At 33.2% G+C, this 2,801-nt stretch carries 3 protein-coding genes; all 3 read right to left on the minus strand.

Going from position 1 to position 2,801, the window contains the following annotated elements; genetic code table 11:
* A partial coding sequence (locus WBM60_RS12730; protein WP_424283152.1) for a hypothetical protein occupies nt 1-236 on the minus strand: 236 nt, incomplete at its 3' end.
* A gap of 39 nt (nt 237-275) precedes the next feature.
* Entirely contained in the window at nt 276-1,673 is a 1,398-nt protein-coding gene (locus WBM60_RS12735; RefSeq protein WP_424283153.1) for a lipopolysaccharide biosynthesis protein, read from the minus strand.
* On the minus strand, nt 1,654-2,801 hold a 1,148-nt coding region (locus WBM60_RS12740), incomplete at its 5' end, for an O-antigen ligase family protein (protein ID WP_424283154.1). The genes WBM60_RS12735 and WBM60_RS12740, both read right to left, overlap by 20 nt.

Genomic DNA, 2,801 nt, shown 5'->3' on the forward strand with positions numbered 1-2,801 from the left:
ACTCTGTGCCACCCAATATCCGAATCAAAAAAAACAGAAATAGGCACGCTATAGCCATATAAGCCGAACAATATCATGAAAAGAAAAAGCACTGAGTTAAGGCCAACTGTTTTAAATGTGTGGTATAAAATGATACCATAGGCCAAAAGAGATAAAGACAAGCCAAGAGTAAACCACTCTAAAATAAGAGAAATTATGCTAAGGAAGCAAAGTAATATGGCTACTGGTATTCTCACTACTATACGCTAATTGAATTAAATCGGTTGTTCATGTTTTTATTTTTTTAATAGTACTGTCAAAAATTTTCGAACAAGATCTCTACTAAAATAAAGTGATATGATAACTGCGAGGCAAATTGCTAGAACAGATGCCCATAGCTGTTCGTTTTGAGTGATGCTATAAATTCCGAATGCTATAACAATATACAAGATAAACCTCCAGAAGAAAACTCTTAGGGCTACAAATTTCTGAACATCAAAGTACCGATACAACAGCCAAACAAAATTTCCAAAAGCGAAAACACTTGATGCCCCATAAAGTTGATACTTTGGAATAAATAAAAATCCGGTGGCAACAATCAAAAGACCTGAGACCAATGATGTCTTAAAGGCGTGCATGTTTTTCTTTTCACATTGATAAATAATACCAAGTATTGATGCTAAAGACATGAAAACCACTCCTAAGGCCAAAATAGGAATATATCTGGTTGCTTCAAGGAAATCAGTGTCTATAATAAATGGCAAAAGGATTTTTTGCGTACTTATTAGAAGATATAAAATAGAGAAAAGTAGTCCTGAATAGGTATTGAAGGTTTTTTCAAAATAGTCTTTAAATCCGTCCTTACCATATATTGCGAACATTTTATCCTGAAAGGAATAATAAAAAATTCGATTTAGTATTTGAATGACATAGGCTATTTTAAAGGCAATAGCATAAATACCGTTCGCGCTTAGCGTCAAAAACGAGGCTATAATATACTTACTTGACTGATTGTTCATCCAAAGACTCATGGCATTAAGTACGAGAGGAAATGAATAATTCAATAATTCCTTGGTTACATTCACACGAACTGCCTTTAAGTCAATATGCTTGGTTATTTTTATTGCAAGCAAATAAATCAAGAAGGACGCTGAAGCGAAACCATATGCAGTAAAAATGGCTATTAAGCCATATTCACTTACAAATAAAATACTTAATATAAGTACGATAAGGATGTAGAACAATTCTGTAAGAACGTAATGCAATGAAGAATAAACGCTACGAACGACCTGCTTGGCAATGACATAGAAAAAAATGGAAACAAAATATAAAAAAACATAAGGAGCTAATGTTATCGAGGTATATAGATGCACCACTGAAAAGACTACACTAAAAATGAATAGTCCTATTAGAAAAACCATCAAACAACTCGATACTACCCGGGAAATATTCTTAGGGTTATTATTTGCAAGTACCCAGCGAAGTACAGCCAATTCAATGTGCCCGAAAAAAATAGGTGCCAGTAAAATCGATGCGGAGGCAACTAAATCAAAATAGCCTAATTCCTCATTCGAGAGGAAAAAGGTATAAAATGGCACCAAAAAGAAATTGATAACCAAAGTGCCTATATTGCCTATGCTATAAATAGCCGAACCCCTTGCGAGACTTCTTGTTTTATTCCCCGTTTCCCGCATCTATCTTGCAATTTGAATAAAACAATGAATTCATGACCGCAAATAAAAATACTCCATACATCCGCACCAAAACATTCTCGGTCAATAAGCTTAAGGAAAACATCAACAGGAAAAATAGAAAGGTAAAGTTCTTTAACTTTAAAGCAATATAAAAATTATGGCCAAACATATACAACAAGAAAAGAAGGGCAAACAATCCGGCTGACAGCCACATATGAAAGTAATAGTTATGAGTATTTATTTCTGAACCCAATGACCTAAACTCAGCCACAACATAATTTTTTTCTTGATAACAATCATTTAGTTTTTGCTGAACATTTCCAACTCCATAGCCAAATAAAATCTCCTTTTTAATAAGGTTGATAGAACAATCATATATGTATATCCGCTTATCTACTCCTTCTTCCATGGGTACAGATGAGATAACATAATCCAAAAGCATGGCAATTGAGTCTGTATTCTTGTTTTTATAGGTGTCAAGCAATCCTACCAACCAACCAATTGTTAAAAAAGATAAGACAACTACTCCAAAGATGATTTTCTCCAGATGCCGCCTAAAATAAAAAAAGGGAGCAAGAACCAGTATTAAGACCAGAGACAAAACCGTGGTAATTGCCTGGCTGTAAACGATGGCCAACACAAAAAGAAAAGATAATATACCTAATAGTATTTTTTTTAATATAGCTATCTTAAAGTTTGCAATCAAATTTATGGAAAGTAAAAGTGCAGTCAAAAAATGCAAGGAAAGATATACCTTATGGGGCTCAAAAAGGACATCCAAATGCTTTTCGGCTTTAGAAAGCACAAACTCGTATGGATAGGTATTTATAGCCAATGCCTGTTCTAAAATATTTTTATCCATCAAGCCGGCAAACCTGTCTATTGCCAGTCCTTGGGCGAGAATATCGAAAAAATAAAGGAATAGCACAAAATTGCTCAAAATAAAACCATAGGAAAATATTTTAATGGTTTGTTTTTTAACTTTAGGGAAAAAATAAAAAATAACAATCGGGAAGAACAAGAGCAACAAGCTTGATTGTACTTTTTTAATTCCAATAAATATATGATCTGAATATAAAATAGAGAATAGCAAAAAAAAATAAAAACCACAATTAATCAATATAGGTT

Source organism: Eudoraea sp. (genome assembly GCF_049669105.1).
Taxonomy (GTDB): domain Bacteria; phylum Bacteroidota; class Bacteroidia; order Flavobacteriales; family Flavobacteriaceae; genus Eudoraea.